This is a genomic window from Streptomyces longwoodensis, from assembly GCF_001514125.1.
GTDB classification, from domain to species: Bacteria; Actinomycetota; Actinomycetes; order Streptomycetales; family Streptomycetaceae; genus Streptomyces; species Streptomyces longwoodensis.
The window spans coordinates 1-16,533 of record NZ_KQ948562.1 but is presented as its reverse complement, the minus strand read 5'-3'; the positions used below and the strand labels follow the sequence as shown (position 1 = coordinate 16,533).

The following is a 16,533-nucleotide window of genomic DNA, read 5'->3' as shown; positions in this document are numbered from 1 at the left end:
GAGGATCGTCCCGGCCGCCGGGAAAAAGTTCCGGGAAATCTCCGGGCCTCGTGTCGATCCCGTCGCGCGCCGATCGACGTAGGTGTGGAAGGCGGGGACGGACCCCGCCGCCGACCCGAGGAGTGACCATGCCGCGCTACCTGTCCCTCGTGAAGATCGACGAGGCGTCCGCCCCCGCCGAGGGCCCGAGCCCCGAGCTGATGCAGCGGATGGGCGAGCTGATCGAGGAGATCACCAAGGCCGGGGTGATGCTCGACACCGCAGGCCTCACGCCGTCCGCGCAGGGCACGCGGGTGCACTGGGAGGGCGGCGAGCTGTCGGTGACCGACGGGCCGTTCACCGAGGCCAAGGAGGTCGTCGGCGGCTACGCGATCATGCAGTGCAAGGACCGTGCCGAGGCCCTGGAGTGGACCAAGCGGTTCCTGAAGGTGCACGAGCCGTTCTGGACGGTGACCTGCGAGGTCCGCGAGATCGCGGAGGGCTGACCTCCGCTTGGCTCGCCGCCGCTCGGGGTGTTCGATGGTGGGCTGTGGAACGACAGCCCACCGCCGCCGCCCCCGAGCGCGGCCGCCCCCCTGCCGACGACTCGCGCCGGGCCATCGAGACCGTGTTCCGGCTGGAGTCCCCGCGCGTCGTCGCCGCCGCGGCCCGGGTCGTGCGGGACGTCGGCATCGCCGAGGAACTGGCGCAGGACGCGCTGGTCGCCGCGCTGGAGCAATGGCCGCGCGACGGTGTGCCGGACAACCCGGGCGCCTGGCTGACGACCACCGCCCGGCGCCGCGCGGTCGACCTGGTGCGCCGCCGGGAGACCTACGCCCGCAAGCTGGCGGAGCTCGGCCGGGACCTGGACACCGTCCAGCCGTTCGAGGAGCCCGCCGACCCGGACGACATCGACGACGACCTGCTCCGCCTGGTGTTCACCGCGTGCCACCCGGTGCTGTCCGCCGAGGCCCGCACCGCCCTGGTGCTGCGGCTGCTCGGCGGTCTGTCCACGGCCGAGATCGCGCGCGCCTTCCTGGTGCCGGAGCCGACCGTCGCCCAGCGGATCGTCCGCGCCAAGCGCACCCTCGCCCGGCGCAACGTCGCCTTCGAAGTGCCCTACGGCCCCGACCGCGAGGCCCGCCTGGGCTCGGTCCTGGACGTCATCTACCTGGTCTTCAACGAGGGGTACGCGGCGACCGCCGGCGACGACTGGCTGCGCCCGGCGCTGTGCGAGGACGCGCTGCGGCTTGCCCGCCGGCTCCAGGGCCTGATGCCGAAGGAACCCGAGGTGCACGCCCTGGCGGCGCTGCTGGAGTTCCAGGCGTCGCGCACCCCGGCGCGCACCGACCCGGACGGCAGGCCGGTCCTGCTGCGGGACCAGGACCGCCGCCGCTGGAGCCGCCTGCTCATCACCCGCGGCATCACGGCGCTCGCCCGCGCCGAGTCCGCCGGCTCCGGCCCGCCCGGCCCGTACGCGCTCCAGGCGGCCATCGCCGCGTGCCACGCGCACGCGTACACCTACGAGGACACCGACTGGCGCACCATCGCCACCCTGTACGGCCTGCTCGCCGTCCGCTCCCCGTCCCCGGTGGTCGAGCTCAACCGCGCGGTGGCCGTGTCGATGGCCGAGGGCCCGGCCGAGGCCCTCGCGCTGGTCGACGCCCTCGCCGGTGAACCGGCCCTGCGCGACTACCACCTGCTGCCCAGCGTCCGCGGCGACCTGCTGACCCGCCTCGGCCGCACGACGGAGGCCCGCGCGGAACTCGAACGCGCGGCGTCCCTCACGTCCAACACCCGCGAACGCGACCTGCTCCTGGAACGTCTCAGGGAACTGGACGACGGGGCCTGAGCGGCACGGGGCGCCGATCAGACCGACCGGACCGGACCACCCAGCGCACCGGGGACGTCGCGCGCCCCCGGCGGACTCACACCGCGGCCGGTGCGCCGATCAGCATCGTCGGGGCGCCCGCCACGCGGGTGAGGAACACCGTCGCCGCGTGCGGGCCCTGCGGCTTGACCTTGCGGCGCAGTTCCTCCGGCTCCACCGCCGAGCCGCGCTTCTTCACGGTGAGCACGCCCACCCCGCGCTCGCGGAGCAGCGCCTTCAGCTTCTTGACGTTGAACGGGAGCTGGTCGGTGATCTCGTACGCCGTGGCGTACGGGGTGGGGCGCAGGGTGTCGGCGGTGACGTACGCGATGGTCGCGTCGAGCAGGCCGCCGTCCAGCTCCGCGGCCACGTCGGCGACCAGGTGGGCGCGGATGACGGCGCCGTCGGGCTCGTAGAGGTAGCGGCCGAGGGGGCGGACCGGCGGGTCCGGCAGACCGGCGCCGCGCAGGGTGCGGGGGCCGGGCAGGAGCGTCGCGCGGACGGTGCCCGGCGCGGTGCCGAACCACAGCACCGCCTCCTTCACGTCCCCGTGGTCCGAGAGCCACTCGGCCTCGGCGTCGGCCGGGACCGCCTCGTGCGGGACGCCGGGCGCGATCTTCAGCGCGGCGACCCGGGCCGTGCGGGCCGCCGCCACCGCCCAGGACAGGGGCGGCGAGTAAGCCTCCGGGTCGAAGATCCGGCCGCGTCCGCCGCGCCGGGCGGGGTCGACGAAGACCGCGTCGTGACCGGAGGTGTCGACCTCCGTGACGTCGGCCTCCCGCACCTCGATCAGGCCGTCGAGCCCGAGCGCGTCCGCGTTGGCCCGCGCGGTCGCCGCCGTCGCCGGGTCGCGGTCCACCGCGAGGACCCGGATCCCGGCGCGGGCGAGCGCGATCGCGTCCCCGCCGATGCCGCAGCACAGGTCGGCCACCGAGGTCACGCCCAGCTCCTTGAGCCGCGCGGCCCGGTACGCGGCCACGCTCGCCCGGGTCGACTGCTCGACCCCGTCGGGCGTGAAGAACATCCGGTGGGCGTCCTCGGTGCCGAACTTCGCCACCGCCCGCTGCCGCAGCCGGGCCTGGGCGAGGGCCGCCGAGACCAGCGGCGCGGGATGGTCGCGGCGCAGCCGGGTGGCGACGGCGAGTTCGTCGGCGGACGCGGTGCCGCGCACCGCGTCGAGGAGGGCCCGGCCCTCGGGGGTCAGCAGGGGAGCGAGGTCGTTCACCGGCTCATTGTGGGCCAGTCGGAGGACCGTACGCCGCCGGCCGCGGTGTCGGGCCGGGTTCCCCGACGGCGGCTGGGAAGATCCGGCTCCATGCGAGAAGTCGTACAAAACGATGAAAAGCGGAGGGGGGAGTCCGTGGGGCGGCCCGGTGCGGGGCGCGGCGGGCGCCCCGGGGCCGGCGCGCGGCGCGCCCTCCTGCTCCTGGCCCTCCTCGCCCTCGCCCCGGCCGGCTGCGGGCGCACGGGGAGCCACGCCCCGGGCGGCGGTCCCGCGGCGGGCCAGCAGCCCGAACAGGCCGGCCCGGCCCGCGCGCTGATGTCGTACGCCGGGAGGCTGCGCGCCGAGCAGGCGGCCCGGGTCGCCGCCGCCAGGCGCTGGGGCCTGCGCCGGGTGCCGCTCCCCGCGCCGGCGCCGCCCGCGCGCAAGCCGCACATCACCACCCGCGAGGGCTTCGAGGTCGACGGGCAGGAGGAACTCGGCCTGCCGCCGGTCCTCACCACCGTCCCCACCCGGGACAAGGTCGTCTTCCTCACCATCGACGACGGCGCCGAGAAGGACCCGGCGTTCCTGCGCATGATGAGCGACCTGAAGGTGCCGTACACCGCCTTCCTCTCCGACTTCCTGATCAAGGAGGACTACGGCTACTTCAAGCGGATGCAGGCCGCGGGCGTGACCCTGAACAACCACACGCTGCACCACCCCTACCTGCCGGCCCTGTCCTACGCCCGCCAGAAGGCCGAGATCTGCGGCATGCAGCGCGTCCTGGAGGAGCGCTACGGCAGGCGCCCGACCGTCTTCCGGCCGCCCTACGGCAACTACGACCGGAACACCCTGCGCGCCGCGAAGAGCTGCGGGATCCGGTACGCCGCGCTGTGGGACGAGGAGGTCTTCGTCGACCACTGGGACTACCGGGAGGGCGACCGCGACCTGCACCCCGGTGACATCGTGCTCACCCACTTCCGCGGCCGGAGCGAGTGGAAGGGCACCATGCCCGATATGGTCCGCCGGTTCCTGAACAAGGTGACGGCCAAGGGGTACGCGGTGGCCCGGCTGGAGGACTACCTGTGAGGCCCCGGGGGCTGGTGGCCGCCGCGGCGGCGACCGCACTGCTCGTCCTGGCCGGCTGCGCCCAGTCGGTCGACCCCATCGAACGGCTCGGCAAGAAGGCCGCCGAACGCGTGCACCCGCACGGCGCGGCCGCCGCACCCGCCCACCGGCGCTGGGGCCTGGCCACCCCGCTGGCCCCCGCCCCGCGCCACCCGCTGCCCGGCGGCCCGTCGCGCTCCGCCCCGCCCCGCGTCGTCGACCGGGTCCCCACCCGCGACCCCGTGGTCTTCCTCACCTACGACGACGGCGCCGAACGCGACCCCCGCTTCGTCGACATGGTCCGCGAACTGCGGCTCCCAGTGAGCATGTTCCTCACCGACAGCGTGGTCGGCCCGGGCTACGGCCACTTCGCGCGCCTGCGGGCGGTCGGCGCCGACCTGGAGAACCACACCCTCGACCACGCGGCCCTGCGCGGCCTGCCCCACGCCGGCCAGCGCGCCGAGATCTGCGGCCAGCAGGACAAGCTGCACGCCCGCTTCGGCGTGCGCCCGCGCCTGTTCCGCCCGCCGTACGGCACGTACGACACGACGACCCTGCGCGCCGCCGCCGACTGCGGCATCACGGCCGTCGTCCTGTGGCGGGCCGCCATGGGACCCGCCGAGCTCACCTTCACCCACGGCCCGCACCGGCTGCTCCCCGGCGACATCGTCACCGTCGACCCCGACGAGCTGTCCGGTCCGGGGCTGCGGGAGCGCACCACCCGTCTGCTGCGGGCCGTCCAGGGGCAGGGGCTGACGGTGGGACACCTGGAGGACTACCTCTGACACCGCCCCCGGGAGCACCGCGAACGGGGGTCCCCGGCACGGACACACCGGCCGTCGTTGGCACTCCGCTTGACCGAGTGCTAATCGCGGTCATAGTCTCGGCTCTGGCACTCCCCACGTGAGAGTGCCAACAACGCGACGGGCAGGTCCGGCACCCGCGACGACGGATCGACCTGGTCGCCACCTCAGACAGTTAACCCCGTGAGATCTCCGAAGGGGGAGGTCGGATCGTGACGACCGCCAGCTCCAAGGTTGCCATCAAGCCGCTCGAGGACCGCATCGTGGTCCAGCCGCTGGACGCCGAGCAGACCACGGCCTCTGGCCTGGTCATCCCGGACACCGCGAAGGAGAAGCCCCAGGAGGGCGCCGTCCTCGCCGTGGGCCCGGGCCGCTTCGAGAACGGCGAGCGCCTGCCGCTCGACGTCAAGGTCGGCGACGTCGTCCTGTACAGCAAGTACGGCGGCACCGAGGTGAAGTACAACGGCGAGGAGTACCTCGTCCTCTCGGCCCGCGACGTCCTCGCGATCATCGAGAAGTAGTTCACCCCGCTTCCTCGCGAAGCGCCTTTGCTCGATCTGCGCCCCTGGCACCCTGCGACCATTAATCAGCCGGGCGCCGGGGGCGCGGCTCATTTCACCCGATTTTTCCGCCCAAGTTTCCGAGAGGGCTCCCGCTGTCATGGCGAAGATCCTGAAGTTCGACGAGGACGCCCGTCGCGCCCTCGAGCGCGGCGTCAACAAGCTGGCCGACACGGTCAAGGTGACGATCGGCCCCAAGGGCCGCAACGTCGTCATCGACAAGAAGTTCGGCGCCCCCACCATCACCAACGACGGTGTCACGATCGCCCGTGAGGTCGAGATCGAGGACCCGTACGAGAACCTCGGCGCCCAGCTGGTGAAGGAGGTGGCGACCAAGACCAACGACATCGCGGGTGACGGCACCACCACCGCCACCGTGCTCGCCCAGGCGCTGGTGCGCGAGGGCCTGAAGAACGTCGCCGCCGGTGCCTCCCCGGCCGCCCTGAAGAAGGGCATCGACGCCGCGGTCAAGGCGGTCTCCGAGGACCTGCTCGCCTCGGCCCGCCCGATCGACGAGAAGTCCGACATCGCCGCCGTCGCCGCGCTGTCCGCCCAGGACCAGCAGGTCGGCGAGCTCATCGCCGAGGCGATGGACAAGGTCGGCAAGGACGGTGTCATCACCGTCGAGGAGTCCAACACCTTCGGCCTGGAGCTGGACTTCACCGAGGGCATGGCCTTCGACAAGGGCTACCTGTCGCCGTACTTCGTGACGGACCAGGAGCGCATGGAGGCCGTCCTGGAGGACCCCTACATCCTCATCAACCAGGGCAAGATCTCCTCCATCGCCGACCTGCTGCCGCTGCTGGAGAAGGTCATCCAGACCAACTCCTCCAAGCCGCTGCTGATCATCGCCGAGGACGTCGAGGGCGAGGCCCTGTCGACCCTGGTGGTCAACAAGATCCGCGGCACCTTCAACGCGGTGGCCGTCAAGGCCCCGGGCTTCGGTGACCGCCGCAAGGCGATGCTGCAGGACATGGCCGTCCTGACCGGCGCCACCGTCATCTCCGAGGAGGTCGGCCTCAAGCTCGACCAGGTCGGCATCGACGTGCTCGGCTCCGCCCGCCGCGTCACCGTCACCAAGGACGACACCACCCTCGTCGACGGCGGCGGCAACTCCGCCGACGTCCAGGGCCGCGTCGCGCAGATCAAGGCCGAGATCGAGAACACCGACTCCGACTGGGACCGCGAGAAGCTCCAGGAGCGCCTCGCGAAGCTGGCCGGCGGCGTGTGCGTGATCAAGGTCGGCGCCGCCACCGAGGTGGAGCTGAAGGAGAAGAAGCACCGTCTGGAGGACGCCATCTCCGCGACCCGCGCCGCGGTCGAGGAGGGCATCGTCTCCGGTGGTGGCTCCGCCCTGGTCCACGCCGTCAAGGTCCTCGAGGGCAACCTCGACAAGACCGGCGACGAGGCCACCGGCGTCTCCGTGGTCCGCAAGGCCGCCGTCGAGCCGCTGCGCTGGATCGCCGAGAACGCGGGCCTCGAGGGCTACGTCATCGTCTCCAAGGTCGCCGAGCTCGAGAAGGGCAGCGGCTACAACGCCGCCACCGGCGAGTACGGCGACCTGGTGAAGGCCGGCGTCATCGACCCGGTCAAGGTCACCCGCTCCGCCCTGGAGAACGCCGCCTCCATCGCCTCCCTGCTGCTCACGACCGAGACCCTGGTCGTCGAGAAGAAGGAAGAGGAAGAGCCGGCCGCCGCGGGCCACAGCCACGGGCACGCCCACTGAGCCCGAGCTCGACCCGAGCTGAACGAACGGTGCCCGGCACCCCTCACGGGGGGTGCCGGGCACCGCGCGTTCCCCGGCCCCGGGTCACCGCTCCAGCGGCTCCAGCGCCCCCAGTTGCTGCATCAGTCCCAGCTGGTCGTGCTGCCACCACAGCTCGGTGATCTTGCCGTCGGGGCCGAAGCCGCACATCGTCATCCCGGTCATGGTGACCCGCTTGCCCGTGGGGGCGATGCCCAGGAAGTCGCCGGTGTGGGTGGCGTCCCAGGTCCAGCGGGCGCAGGCCCGGCCGGTCTGCGCGACCAGGTCCTCGACCGTGAACGCGAAGTCGAAGGCGCCGCGCCACATCCGGAACTCGGCGCGCACCGCGTCCAGCCCGATCGTGGGCCCCGGGTTGACCGGGTCGACGCTGTGGACGTCCTCGTCGAGCAGGTCGTTGAGCGGGGGGAGGTCACCCGGGGTGGCGAGCACCTCGAAGAGCCGCCGCGCGGTGTCCTCGGCCAGCTGCGCGTCGCGCACCACGTCCAGGTCGGTGAACGTCGGCATCTCGTCGCACAGGGCGACCATGTCCCGGAAGACCTGGTCGGTCTCGGGCAGGTTCGAGTTCCGCATCGCCTCCTCGTACGACGGGAACTCCACGATCTCGACGACGTGCGACGCGTCCGAGCGGTCGGTGCCGACCACCGCGTGCGTCGCCGTCCGCTTCCCCTTGGTCTTCTCGACCCACTCGTCCATGAGCCGGTTCATCTCGTCCAGCCGGCTCGTCCTGCACTCGATGAGCTGTACGAAGGTCATGGCGCGCCTCCGGTCCCCCGTGGTCGGGTACCGTCGCGCCCATTTTCCCACCGGCGGGCGCTCGGCGCCCCCGGTCACCGGCCGCCCGCCCGGGAGGGGCTCACTGGGGCCCGTACTTGCGCCCCGTCCGCGACGACAGGCCGCCCAGCATCCCGCGCGGCACCAGCTTCGCCGCGCCCATCAGCGCCTTGTAGCGCGGGTCCGGGATCGACAGCGTCCGCCCGCGGGCCAGGTCGTGCAGCGCCGAGGCGACCACCTTGTCCGCGTCCAGCCACATCCAGCCGGGGATGTTGTCCGTGCCCATCCCGGCCCGCTCGTGGAACTCCGTGCGCACGAACCCGGGGCACAGCGCCATCAGCCGCACGCCGCTGCCCGCCAGGTCCCGCGCCACGCCCTGCGTGAACTGCACGACCCACGCCTTGGAGGCGCCGTAGGTCCCGCGCGGCACGAACGCGGCGACCGACGCGACGTTGACGACGCCCCCGCGCCCGCGGTCCCGCATGGCCTCCGTCGCCGCCGAGGTCAGGCGCAGCACCGCCTCGCAGTGCACCTTGAGCATCCGCAGCTCGTCGGCCAGCGAGACCTCGAGGTAACGGCCCTTGTTGCCGAAGCCGGCGTTGTTGACCAGCAGGTCGACGGGGCGGCGCCGGTCACCGAGCCGGGCGGCGACCGCCTCGATGCCCGCGTCGGCCGCCAGGTCGGCCGTCAGCACCTCCGCCTCGATGCCGTGCCGGTCGTGCAGCTCGGTCGCCTGCTCCCGCAGCCGCTTGGTGTCCCGTGCGACGAGCACCAGGTCGTGCCCGTCCGCCGCCAGCCGCCGCGCGAACGCGGCACCGATACCCGCGGTCGATCCCGTAATCAGAGCCGTTGTCATGGCAGCAGCGTAGTGACCCGGACCGACGGCGTCCGGCGCGCACGGGGCCGTCCCACCAGGTGGGAAACGGTGGCCGGCCCCGGTGACGCGGGCTCAGCCGCCCTGCCGCGCCACGTACTTCCGCGCCTGCGCCAGCGCCTCCGGGTGCAGGGCCTCGCCCGCGTCCAGCAGTCGCGGCAGCAGGTCCCGCTCGGTGGTCGTGGCCCGGAACTCCATCCGGGCGGTCACCCCGTGCCCGGGCCGGTGCACGACCCGTATCGCGTCCCCCGCGCGGATCTCGCCGGGCACGATCACCCGCAGATACGCCCCCGTCGCGCCCTTCTGCGTGAACCGCCTGACCCAGCCCCGCTCGCCCAGGTGGCCCTGGAACGTCCGGCACGGGATCCGGCCCCCGGTCACCTCCAGCACCAGCTCGGCCCCGACCTGCCAGCGCTCGCCGATCACCGCGTCCGACACGTCGAGCCCCTCGGTGGTGAGGTTCTCGCCGAACGAGCCGTTCGCCAGCGGGCGCCCCAGCTCGCGCTCCCACGCGTCGAGGTCCTCGCGCGCGACGGCGTACACCGCCTGGTCGTCCCCGCCGTGGTGGCGCAGGTCGCACACCGCGTCCCCGGCCAGGCCGCTGCCCCCGGTGCCCTTGGGACCGGGCGCCGTGACCAGCACGGGGTGGTCGACGGGCCGCTTGTCGATCCCGGTCAGGCCCTGCGGCTGGTCGGTGTACGGGACGGCCGCGGCCCGGCCCAGGTTCAGGGAGAGAAGCCTCATGCCCGCACGGTAGGCGGGCCGGGGTCAAAGCGTCCACGCATTATTCGGCGCGCGGCCCAAGTCTGGCTTATGCTCGACGGGTGATCGAGGCCCGTCATCTCCGTGTGCTGCGCGCCGTCGCCGCCACGGGCTCCTTCTCCGCGGCGGGGCGCGAGCTGGGCTGCACCCAGCCCGCCGTCAGCCAGCAGATGAAGGCCCTGGAGGCGTCCGTCGGCACGCCCCTGCTGGTGCGCACCGGACGCGAGATGCGCCTGACCCAGGCGGGCGAAGCCCTCGTGCGGCACGCGTCCGGCATCCTCGCCGGGCTGACGGCGGCCGAGGAGGAGGTCGCCGCGATCGCCGGGCTGCGCGCCGGCCGGGTCCGCCTGGTGTCGTTCCCGAGCGGCAGCTCGACCCTCGTCCCCACCGCCCTGGCCGCCCTGCGCGCCGCCCACCCCGGCACCCGCGTCTCCCTGGAGGAGGCCGAGCCGCCCGAGTCGGTGGACAAGCTGCGCGCCGGCGACTGCGACGTCGCCCTCGCCTTCCGCTACGAGAAGCCGGCCGGCGCCGAGCGCGCCCCGGGCCCCGAGGAGTGGGACGACCTCGTCGTACGGCCGCTGCTGACCGACCGTCTGGTCGGGCTCGTGCCCGAGCGGCACCGGCTGGCCGCCGCGGGGTCCGTCGCCATCGGGGACCTGGCCGACGAGCCGTGGATCGCGGGGTGCCCGCGCTGCCGGGGCCAGTTGGTGCAGGTGTGCGAGGGCGCGGGCTTCACGCCCCGCATCGACTTCGCCACCGACGACTACCCGGCCGTGGTGGGGCTGGTCGGCGCCGGCCTCGGCGTGGCCGTGCTGCCGCAGCTGGCCGTCGCCTCCGTACGCCCGCGCGGTGCGCGTACGGTGACGCTGGAACCGGCGGTGCGCCGCGAGATCGTCGCGCTGACCCTGCCCGACCTAGCGCAGGTGCCGGCGGTGGCGGCGACGCTCGGTGAACTCCAGCGGGCGGCGCGGCCGCGCTGAGCGCGGGAACCCCCGTCGTCCGCGGGCGACTCCGCCGGAAATGACACGGAGGGCGTCCCGACCTGACGTCCGGGATGCCCTCCGCCGGTGCACTGAGGGGTGACGACACCTTCCAACATCGTGCGGAAACGTTCCTTCAGTTGTTCGAAGCGGTGTCCATGCCGCTCGACGACGATACGAGGCGGGTGCGGGCCCGCCCCATCAACTCCTCGCGCTCGTCCTCGGTCAATCCGCCCCACACCCCGTACGGCTCGCGCACCGCCAACGCGTGCGCCGCGCACTGAGCACGTACCGGGCACCTCATGCAGACCTCCTTGGCCGAGTTCTCGCGAGCGCTCCGGGCCGCCCCGCGCTCGCCCTCCGGATGGAAGAAGAGCGAGCTGTCCACCCCGCGACAGGCAGCCAGCAGCTGCCAGTCCCACAGGTCCGCGTTCGGTCCGGGAAGGCGGGAGAAATCTGCCATTGCGTGACCCCTTGTAGCCGTTCAGAGCGGATACGGTGCCCACGACCGTACAACTACGATCTAAGGAGATGAAAATATGACTCATTGCGAATCTAGCCTCAGACACCAGGAAAAGGGAAGAAATGGGGCCGAATGGGGCACGGCTTGTGATGAAAGCTTGAGGGTCGGCAGTGCTTCCCCGGGTCGTGTCCGGTCCCTCACGTAGAGTGCCGAAGAGTGCACGCAGCCCCGTAACTCTTTCGAGTGACCGTCGTTGAGAGTGTGGAGGCGGTTGAAAACACAAGCGCTCGGGCAGGCGTCCGAGACGGTCGACCGCACAGGTGACGATTCGTACCAGCCTGGAGGCACAAGGTGACGCGCATCAGCTGCGGAGGGCGGCCATGACTTCCGTCCTCGTCTGTGACGACTCCCCGCTCGCCCGAGAGGCGCTGCGCCGCGCGGTCGCGACCGTGCCCGGCGTCGAGCGCGTGACCACGGCGGCCAACGGCGAGGAAGTCCTCCGCCGCTGGGGCGCCGACCGTTCCGACCTCATCCTGATGGACGTGCGCATGCCCGGTCTGGGCGGCGTCGAGACCGTGCGGCGGCTGCTGTCCGCCGACCCCGGCGCACGCATCATCATGCTGACGGTCGCCGAGGACCTGGACGGCGTGGCGCTCGCGGTCGCCGCCGGCGCCCGGGGCTACCTCCACAAGGACGCCTCGCGCGCGGAGTTGAGGGCCACGGTGACCCAGGCCCTCGCCGACCCGACCTGGCGGCTCGCCCCGCGCAGGCTTCGCTCGGCCGAGATGGGCGCCGCACCCACGCTCACCGCGCGGGAGATCCAGGTGCTCGAGGGCATGAGCCACGGCCGCTCCAACGCGGAGATCGGCCGGGAGCTGTTCCTCTCCGAGGACACCGTCAAGACCCACGCCCGGCGGCTGTTCAAGAAGCTCGGCGCCTCCGACCGCGCCCACGCGGTCGCGCTGGGCTTCCGGTGGGGTCTCGTCCGCTAGGCCGTGTCTCCCGGTTCGTCCCGGGGCCTCGCCCCTGGGGGGCGTACGGCGCGGCGCGCGCACCCGTCCCACTCGAACGGGACGGGCGCGCCCCCCGCGGCGACGCCGACCGCGGCACCGTCGAGTGCCGCGGCGTGGCCGTCGGGACCGAGGTGCCTGCGCCCGACCGTGCCGGAGCGGGGGCCCTCCCGTCCGGTCGACGCCCTCGGCTGACCCGGAAGACACGGCCTGGGGCCCGCGGCCCGGGACCCGTCGGCCGGGCGGGAACTCCACCCGCCCGGGGAGAAGCGGCGGCTCGGCGGTGCGTTCTTTCTCACGGCGTTGAGCCCTTTCGTCCCGTATGCGGCCCGTCGTCCCGCACGCGTGCGTGGCCGCCGGCCCACCGGCCGCCGGACCGGGCGCGAACGTCGACGGGGCCGTTCCGCGCAGGTCGGCCGGGGTGGACGCCCGTCCGTCCGGCCGGTGCCGTGCGGGACGCCCGCGGCGTCCTGGCGGGCCCGGGCGAGGGGCGTCACGCACCCGTCCCGGCGGCCCCGCGCGCGGGGTGTCCCGCGCTCGGTCGCGACGGCCGCTGCTCGTTTCGGCGCGGATGCCGCATCCTTGAGGTGTGGAGTTCCTCGGGGACGATTCGGTCGAGCGGAAGGGGAGGGCGCAGGGGATGAGTTCCGGCGCACCTGCTCATAACGCTTCGGTGCACAACGACGGGCGCGGTGCCGCGGACCCGACGCGCGCAGGGCACCATGGACCGATGCGCGACGACGAGGCGGCCACTCCTGCCCAGGGGACGATCGGCCCACTCGTGCACCGCGCCGTCGACGGGGACGAGCAGGCGACGCACGACCTGCTCGCCCACGTCCACCCCCTCGCCCTGCGCTACTGCCGCACCCGTCTGTCCCGGCTGCCCGGCGACGCCCGGCACTTCGTGGAGGACCTGGCGCAGGAGGTCTGCGTCGCCGTCCTGCTCGCCCTGCCGCGCTACAAGGACACCGGCCGCCCCTTCGAGGCGTTCGTCTTCGCCATCGCCGCGCACAAGGTGGCCGACCTCCAGCGGGCGGCCATGCGCCACCCGGGGTCCACGGCCGTGCCCTCCGACGAGATGCCCGAGCGGCCCGACGACTCCCTCGGACCCGAGGAGCGCGCCCTGCTCAGCAGCGACGCGGAGTGGGCGAAGAAGCTCCTCGCGAACCTCCCGGAGAACCAGCGCGAGCTGCTGCTGCTGCGGATCGCGGTGGGCCTGACCGCCGAGGAGACCGGACAGATGTTGGGAATGTCACCCGGGGCGGTACGGGTGGCGCAGCACCGCGCGCTCAGCCGGCTGCGCGCGCTCGCCGAGCAGTAGGGCACGCGGAGTTGGCCCGTTCGTGAACAGGGCGTGGACCCGGTCCGTACGAACGTACGAAGCCGGGGGCGGCCTCCGGCCGTGGAATGAGACCACCCCGCTTCCCGTTAGCATGGACATCCGCACCGATCAAGGCCATTTGGGGAAGGTGTCATGACTGCCAACGTCGACGGAGTGCCCGACAAATTCGCGACGCTCGGGCTGACCTACGACGACGTGCTGCTGCTGCCGGGCTCGTCGGACATGGCACCCGACGAGATCGACACCGCCTCGTACGTCTCCAAGAACGTGCGGGTGAACATCCCGCTGCTGTCCGCCGCCATGGACAAGGTCACCGAGTCGCGCATGGCGATCGCGATGGCCCGCCAGGGCGGCGTCGGCGTCCTGCACCGCAACCTCTCCATCGAGGACCAGGCCAACCAGGTCGACCTGGTCAAGCGGTCCGAGTCGGGGATGGTCGCCGACCCGATCACCGTGCACCCGGACGCCACGCTGGCCGAGGCCGACGCGCTGTGCGCCAAGTTCCGCATCAGCGGCGTGCCGGTCACCGACGGCAACAAGAAGCTGCTCGGCATCGTCACCAACCGCGACATGGCCTTCGAGTCGGACCGCACGCGCCGGGTGCGCGAGGTCATGACGCCGATGCCGCTGGTCACCGGCAAGGTCGGCATCTCCGGCGTCGAGGCCATGGAGCTGCTGCGCAAGCACAAGATCGAGAAGCTGCCGCTGGTCGACGACGAGGGCGTCCTCAAGGGCCTGATCACCGTCAAGGACTTCGTCAAGGCGGAGAAGTACCCCAACGCCGCCAAGGACGCCGAGGGCCGCCTGCTGGTCGGTGCCGCGGTCGGTGTCGCCGGTGACGCCTTCGAGCGCGCCCAGGCCCTGATCGAGGCGGGCGTCGACTTCATCGTCGTCGACACCGCGCACGGCCACTCCCGCCTGGTCGGCGACATGATCGCCAAGATCAAGTCGAACCACACGCGCGTGGACGTCATCGGCGGCAACATCGCCACCCGCGACGGCGCCCAGGCGCTCGTCGACGCGGGCGCCGACGGCATCAAGGTCGGCGTCGGCCCGGGCTCCATCTGTACGACCCGGGTGGTCGCCGGTGTCGGCGTCCCGCAGGTCACGGCCATCTACGAGGCCGCCGAGGCCGCCCGCGCGGCGGGTGTCCCGGTCATCGGCGACGGCGGCCTGCAGTACTCCGGTGACATCGCCAAGGCGCTGGTCGCCGGCGCCGACACGGTGATGCTGGGCTCGCTGCTCGCGGGCTGCGAGGAGTCCCCGGGCGAGCTGCTCTTCATCAATGGCAAGCAGTTCAAGTCGTACCGCGGCATGGGCTCGCTGGGCGCCATGCAGACCCGTGGCGAGCGCAGGTCGTTCTCCAAGGACCGCTACTTCCAGGAGGGCGTCGCCTCCGACGAGCAGCTGATCCCCGAGGGCATCGAGGGCCAGGTGCCCTACCGCGGCCCGCTGTCCTCCGTGGTCCACCAGCTGGTCGGCGGCCTGCGCCAGTCGATGTTCTACGTCGGCGGCCGCACGGTGCCCGAGCTGCAGGCCAACGGCCGCTTCGTGCGGATCACGTCGGCGGGCCTGAAGGAGAGCCACCCGCACGACATCCAGATGACGGTCGAGGCGCCGAACTACAGCGCCAAGCGGTGACGCGCACGCACGCGTGACGCCCGTCAGCGTCTGACCGACGCCTGACCGACGCCTGTCCGCCGAGGGCGGCCCCGGGACCATCCGGGGCCGCCCTCGGCGCGTTCCCGGTACGTCCGGGCGTCCGCTGTCGTGACGGTCGGCGACCGTCGGCGATACTGGAAGACGCTGCAACGCATCAGGGAAAGGCCACAGACGTGACTGAGATCGAGATCGGGCGCGGCAAGCGCGGCCGCCGGGCGTACGCCTTCGACGACATCGCCGTCGTCCCCAGCCGTCGTACGCGCGACCCGAAGGAGGTCTCGATCGCCTGGCAGATCGACGCCTACCGCTTCGAGCTGCCGTTCCTGGCCGCCCCCATGGACTCGGTCGTCTCCCCGGCCACCGCGATCCGCATGGGTGAGCTGGGCGGCCTCGGCGTGCTGAACCTCGAGGGCCTGTGGACGCGCTACGAGGACCCGCAGCCGCTGCTCGACGAGATCGTGGAGCTGCCCGCCGAGTCGGCCACCCGCCGCCTCCAGGAGATCTACGCGGCTCCCATCAAGGAGGAGCTGATCGGCGCGCGCATCAAGGAGGTGCGCGACTCCGGCGTGGTCACGGCGGCCGCGCTGTCCCCGCAGCGCACGGCGCAGTTCTCCAAGGCCGTCGTGGACGCGGGCGTGGACATCTTCGTCATCCGCGGCACGACCGTGTCGGCCGAACACGTCTCCGGTGCGCACGAGCCGCTGAACCTGAAGCAGTTCATCTACGAGCTGGACGTCCCGGTGATCGTCGGCGGCTGCGCCACGTACACGGCGGCCCTGCACCTGATGCGCACCGGCGCGGCGGGCGTGCTGGTCGGCTTCGGCGGCGGCGCGGCGCACACCACGCGCAACGTGCTGGGCATCCAGGTCCCGATGGCGACGGCGGTCGCGGACGTGGCGGCGGCCCGCCGCGACTACATGGACGAGTCCGGCGGCCGGTACGTGCACGTGATCGCGGACGGCGGCGTCGGCTGGTCCGGCGACCTGCCCAAGGCGGTCGCCTGCGGCGCCGACGCGGTGATGATGGGCTCCCCGCTGGCCCGCGCCACGGACGCGCCGGGCCGGGGCCACCACTGGGGCATGGAGGCCGTGAACGAGGAGCTGCCGCGCGGCAAGAAGGTCGACCTCGGCACGGTCGGCACCATCGAGGAGGTCCTCACGGGCCCGTCCCACACCCCCGACGGCTCCATGAACCTCTTCGGCGCCCTGCGCCGCGCGATGGCCACGACGGGCTACAGCGAGCTCAAGGAGTTCCAGCGGGTCGAGGTGACGGTGGCGGACTCCCAGCACCGCCGCTAGGTCGTGTCCGCAAAGTCCCGTTGTCCGCCCGGAGGGCGGGGGGTCCCCCCTCTGGGGGAGGGACTTTGCGGACACGGCCTAGC

16 protein-coding genes are annotated in these 16,533 nt (G+C 72.9%); 11 read left to right on the top strand and 5 right to left on the bottom strand.

Annotated elements, in window-relative coordinates; all coding sequences use genetic code 11:
* Positions 1-128: 128 nt before the first annotated feature.
* Complete coding sequence (locus AQJ30_RS30190) at positions 129-485, top strand: YciI family protein (RefSeq protein ID WP_067240286.1); 357 nt, start codon at positions 129-131, stop codon at positions 483-485.
* Positions 486-529: 44 nt separating this feature from the next.
* The gene (locus tag AQJ30_RS30185; RefSeq protein WP_067240285.1) at positions 530-1,831 is read left to right on the top strand and encodes an RNA polymerase sigma factor; all 1,302 of its coding nucleotides are present in this window, start codon (positions 530-532) and stop codon (positions 1,829-1,831) included.
* A 76-nt stretch (positions 1,832-1,907) separates the two neighbouring features.
* Here the strand turns inward: AQJ30_RS30185 and AQJ30_RS30180 are convergent, their stop codons facing one another.
* Positions 1,908-3,074, bottom strand: a complete 1,167-nt coding sequence (locus tag AQJ30_RS30180) for a THUMP-like domain-containing protein (protein ID WP_067240283.1) — start codon at positions 3,072-3,074, stop codon at positions 1,908-1,910.
* A 90-nt stretch (positions 3,075-3,164) separates the two neighbouring features.
* On the opposite strand from AQJ30_RS30180, the gene AQJ30_RS30175 reads away from it, so the two are divergent.
* The 4 genes from AQJ30_RS30175 to groL all read left to right on the top strand — a co-directional run bounded on the left by AQJ30_RS30175 (position 3,165) and on the right by groL (position 7,249).
* Entirely contained in the window at positions 3,165-4,142 is a 978-nt protein-coding gene (locus tag AQJ30_RS30175; protein ID WP_079084403.1) for a polysaccharide deacetylase family protein, read from the top strand.
* A complete protein-coding gene (locus AQJ30_RS30170) occupies positions 4,139-4,945 on the top strand; it encodes a polysaccharide deacetylase family protein (RefSeq protein ID WP_067240281.1) in 807 nt (268 codons plus the stop codon). The genes AQJ30_RS30175 and AQJ30_RS30170 overlap by 4 nt, the downstream gene beginning before the upstream one ends.
* A gap of 230 nt (positions 4,946-5,175) precedes the next feature.
* Entirely contained in the window at positions 5,176-5,484 is a 309-nt protein-coding gene (groES, locus tag AQJ30_RS30165; RefSeq protein WP_039652762.1) for a co-chaperone GroES, read from the top strand.
* Between the two features lie 139 nt (positions 5,485-5,623).
* Positions 5,624-7,249: a chaperonin GroEL gene (gene groL / locus AQJ30_RS30160; protein WP_067240280.1), complete on the top strand. Its 1,626-nt coding sequence runs from the start codon at positions 5,624-5,626 to the stop codon at positions 7,247-7,249.
* 84 nt (positions 7,250-7,333) lie between these two features.
* Here the strand turns inward: groL and AQJ30_RS30155 are convergent, their stop codons facing one another.
* The 3 genes from AQJ30_RS30155 to AQJ30_RS30145 all read right to left on the bottom strand — a co-directional run bounded on the left by AQJ30_RS30155 (position 7,334) and on the right by AQJ30_RS30145 (position 9,677).
* The gene (locus tag AQJ30_RS30155) at positions 7,334-8,041 is read right to left on the bottom strand and encodes an ester cyclase (RefSeq protein WP_067240278.1); all 708 of its coding nucleotides are present in this window, start codon (positions 8,039-8,041) and stop codon (positions 7,334-7,336) included.
* Positions 8,042-8,141: 100 nt separating this feature from the next.
* Positions 8,142-8,915 carry an SDR family NAD(P)-dependent oxidoreductase gene (locus AQJ30_RS30150; RefSeq protein WP_067240277.1) on the bottom strand — a complete coding sequence of 258 codons (774 nt, stop codon included), beginning with the start codon at positions 8,913-8,915 and terminating at the stop codon, positions 8,142-8,144.
* Positions 8,916-9,008: 93 nt separating this feature from the next.
* Entirely contained in the window at positions 9,009-9,677 is a 669-nt protein-coding gene (locus AQJ30_RS30145) for an MOSC domain-containing protein (protein WP_067240275.1), read from the bottom strand.
* 80 nt (positions 9,678-9,757) lie between these two features.
* Between AQJ30_RS30145 and AQJ30_RS30140 the strand changes: the two genes are divergently transcribed.
* The gene (locus AQJ30_RS30140; protein WP_067240274.1) at positions 9,758-10,675 is read left to right on the top strand and encodes a LysR family transcriptional regulator; all 918 of its coding nucleotides are present in this window, start codon (positions 9,758-9,760) and stop codon (positions 10,673-10,675) included.
* A gap of 136 nt (positions 10,676-10,811) precedes the next feature.
* Here AQJ30_RS30140 and AQJ30_RS30135 read toward each other — a convergent pair whose 3' ends face one another.
* Positions 10,812-11,138, bottom strand: coding sequence for a WhiB family transcriptional regulator (locus AQJ30_RS30135; RefSeq protein ID WP_067240272.1), 327 nt, complete (start codon positions 11,136-11,138; stop codon positions 10,812-10,814).
* A gap of 380 nt (positions 11,139-11,518) precedes the next feature.
* Here AQJ30_RS30135 and AQJ30_RS30130 point away from each other — a divergent pair, with 380 nt between their 5' ends.
* The 4 genes from AQJ30_RS30130 to AQJ30_RS30115 all read left to right on the top strand — a co-directional run bounded on the left by AQJ30_RS30130 (position 11,519) and on the right by AQJ30_RS30115 (position 16,450).
* Complete coding sequence (locus tag AQJ30_RS30130) at positions 11,519-12,130, top strand: response regulator transcription factor (RefSeq protein ID WP_003948568.1); 612 nt, start codon at positions 11,519-11,521, stop codon at positions 12,128-12,130.
* Between the two features lie 748 nt (positions 12,131-12,878).
* Positions 12,879-13,469 carry a sigma-70 family RNA polymerase sigma factor gene (locus AQJ30_RS30125; RefSeq protein ID WP_067240270.1) on the top strand — a complete coding sequence of 197 codons (591 nt, stop codon included), beginning with the start codon at positions 12,879-12,881 and terminating at the stop codon, positions 13,467-13,469.
* Between the two features lie 153 nt (positions 13,470-13,622).
* A complete protein-coding gene (gene guaB, locus AQJ30_RS30120; protein ID WP_067240269.1) occupies positions 13,623-15,131 on the top strand; it encodes an IMP dehydrogenase in 1,509 nt (502 codons plus the stop codon).
* A gap of 194 nt (positions 15,132-15,325) precedes the next feature.
* Positions 15,326-16,450 carry a GuaB3 family IMP dehydrogenase-related protein gene (locus tag AQJ30_RS30115; protein ID WP_067240267.1) on the top strand — a complete coding sequence of 375 codons (1,125 nt, stop codon included), beginning with the start codon at positions 15,326-15,328 and terminating at the stop codon, positions 16,448-16,450.
* Positions 16,451-16,533 lie beyond the last annotated feature (83 nt).